2 protein-coding genes and 1 pseudogene are annotated in these 2,840 nt (G+C 71.2%); all 3 read right to left on the bottom strand.

Annotated features, from left to right (window positions below):
* On the bottom strand, positions 1–1,874 hold a 1,874-nt coding region (locus AC27IQ_RS21815), incomplete at its 3' end, for an EAL domain-containing protein (RefSeq protein WP_487090763.1).
* Positions 1,875–1,968: 94 nt separating this feature from the next.
* The gene (locus tag AC27IQ_RS21810; protein WP_487090762.1) at positions 1,969–2,619 is read right to left on the bottom strand and encodes a response regulator; all 651 of its coding nucleotides are present in this window, start codon (positions 2,617–2,619) and stop codon (positions 1,969–1,971) included.
* Positions 2,616–2,840: pseudogene (locus tag AC27IQ_RS21805) on the bottom strand (cache domain-containing protein); the annotation flags it as partial. The pseudogene AC27IQ_RS21805 and the gene AC27IQ_RS21810, both read right to left, overlap by 4 nt.

Below are 2,840 nucleotides of genomic sequence, written 5' to 3'. Positions count from 1 at the left end.
CCATCCCCGCCGATGCGGGCCGGGCCGCGATCGTGGCCGTCCGCCTCCGGGTCGTCCGCCGCGTCGCGCCAGGCCAGGCCGCTCGCGGCCAGCTTGGCATCGTGCTTGGCCAGGGCCGCAAGGTTGGCCACTTCTTCGGCATGCGCGATGGTGCCTGGCGTGATGCGCACCGCGCCGATCGACAGCGTGGTGCAGGTGAAAAAGCGCTTCACGCCGTGCCGGTCCTCGGCCCAGATGCCGCCGGCCTTGCGCGAGGCATCGTCGAACAGGGCCAGGGCTTCCTGCGCGAACTCGTCCACGATCCGCTGGCAGCGGTGCAGCCAGTCCGTGCTCTGGAACAGCAGCATGAAGTCGTCGCCGCCCACATGCCCCACGAAGTCGCGCTGCGCATCGCAGTGGGCCACGGCCAGGCGCGCCACGAGGCGGATCATCTGGTCGCCGCGCCAGTAGCCGTAGTAGTCGTTGAACGGCTTGAAGTGGTTCAGGTCGGCGTAGCAGGCGACGAACTCGGTGCCGCTGTCCAGCAGCCGCTGCATGTGCAGGCTGATGGGGATGTTGCCCGGCAGGAAGGTGAGCGGGTTGGCGTGGCGCGCCGCCTCGATGCGCGCCTCGGTCACGCTGCGCACCAGCTGGTCGCCCGTGCCCAGCCCCACGTAGCGGCCGTTGTCGGTGACGATGAAGCCGTCGTTCAGGTAGCGCTGATCCTGCGAGGTGAGGATGCCCACGAGCTGGTCCACGTCGCAGTCGAGCTCCACCACGCGCGGTGCGTGGTTGGCGAACGCCATGCAGGGCTTGCGCCCGTGCACCTCGCGGAAGTACAGCGTGGCGTAGTGGTTCATGAACTGCTGGCGGTTGATGAGCGCCACGGGCCGCGTGCCGTCCACCACCGCCATGGCGTGCAGGTCGGCATGGGCCTTGAACAGCCCGGCCACCGTGTCGTTGCGGGTCTCCGGCGTGGCCGTGGGCGCCTGCACCACAAGCAGGTTGCGCAGGATGCCCGGCCGCACGTTCTGGCCCAGGTGCGGCAGCACGGCCACGCGGCGGTCGCGCAGCGCATCCAGCGCGGGCAGCAGGATGGTGTCGCGCGGCAGCGGGGCCGGGCGGCCCAGCAGGTAGCCCTGGCCGTAGGGGATGTCGAGGTCGCGCAGGGCGCGCAGGTCCTCCTGCGTCTCGATGCCCTCGGCGATGAGCGTGGTGCCGAACACGTCGGCGATGCCCTTGATGGCCTGCAGCATCTGCAGGTTCTCGGGGTGCGCGCCCAGGTCGCGCACGAAGTATTTGTCGATCTTGACGAAGTCGGGCTTGGCCTCGGACCACAGCCGCAGGCTGGAGCGGCCGTCGCCGAAGTCGTCCAGTGCCAGCCGGGCGCCGCTGGCGTGCACTTCCTTCAGCGCGTGGCGCAGCGGCTCCATGTCGGTCACGCGCTCGTGCTCGGTGATCTCCAGCACCACCATGCGGGCCGATACGCCCATCGCCTGCGCGGCCTCGGCCAGCGAGGCGCCACCGCACAGCGCCACGCCGCGCACCAGCGCATCGGCGCTGATGTTCACGAACAGGCGGCCGGCCGCGCCCAGCACGCCCCACTGCTGCAGCGCGATGAACACGCACAGCAGCTCGAAGTCCTGCAGCAGGGCTTCGTCGCCCGCGCAGCGCAGCAGCGCATCGGGCGTGTGCAGGGGCGTGCCCTCCGGGCCGCGGATCAGCGCCTCGTGCGCGTAGATGCCGCCCTCGCGCAGATCGGCCAGGGGCTGGAAGACACAGTGCAGGCCGTCGCCGCGCATGAGCTGCGCCAGCGGCCCATGGCCGTTGCGCACCCCGGGCGACAACGCCGCCAGCAAGGCATCGCGCCGGCCCCGGGGAGATGCATCGATCATGGTTACAACCTTACACAATTTCACCGCGGACCATAGCCGTTTGCCATGACAGCGAAATGACAGGTGCCATGCCGCCAGGGATCGCCCACGCCGCTCACGGGTCGCTGCGCAGGTCGGCGTAGTCCACCGCGTATTTGACGAGCGCCGCCTGGCCCTCGATGCGCAGCTTGCGGCGCAGGTGCAGGCGGTGGGTCTCGACCGTGCGCACCGAGGTGCCCATGCGCTGGGCGATGTCCTTGTTGGATCGGCCCTCGGCCAGCAGCTCGAGCACCGCGGCCTCGCGCGGGGTGAGCGCGCGGCCCGACGGCGCTGGCACGGGAGGCGGCTCGTACATCAGGGCCTGCACGCCTTCGCTGAAGTAGCGCCCGCCGGCATGCACCGCCTCGATCGCCTCCACCAGCTGGCGCGCCGGCGCGTCCTTGAGCACGTAGCCCCGCACACCCAGTGCGGCCGCACGGCGCACATATTCGCCATCGTGGTGCATGGACAGCACCAGCACGCGCACCTGCGGAAAGCGGTCGCGGAACACCGTGGCCAGGTGGATGCCGCTCGCATCCGGCATGCGGATGTCGGTGACCACGATGTCGGGCAGCAGGGCGGCGGCCAGGTCCACCGCCTCCTGCACGCCGCCCGCCTCGCCCGCGACGCGGATGTGGCCCGTGGCCTCCAGCCGCATGCGCACGCCGTCGCGCACCAGCGGGTGGTCGTCCACCAGCAGCACGCGGATGGGGGGCGCCGCGCTCATGCGGGCACCTGCGACGGTTCAAACCCGGGGTAGGGCGCGTCGTTGTCGCCCTGCAGCGGCAGCACGGCCAGCACGCGCGTGCCGCGGCGGCCGGAGGCCACGCCGAACGTGCCGCCCAGGCCCTCGATGCGCTCGCGCATGTTGCGCAGGCCGATGCCGCCCTGTCCGTCGGCCTGCACGCGCTGCACGTCGAAGCCGCGGCCATCGTCGATCACCGACAG

This window comes from Acidovorax sp. KPB24-07 (assembly GCF_057543315.1).
This window is presented reverse-complemented; position numbering and strand designations above follow the sequence as displayed.

What these genes read in the sequence shown, in the direction of transcription:
- AC27IQ_RS21810 (WP_487090762.1), bottom strand. Translation starts at nt 2,619, where the DNA reads ATGAGCGCGGCGCCCCCCATCCGCGTGCTGCTGGTGGACGACCACCCG.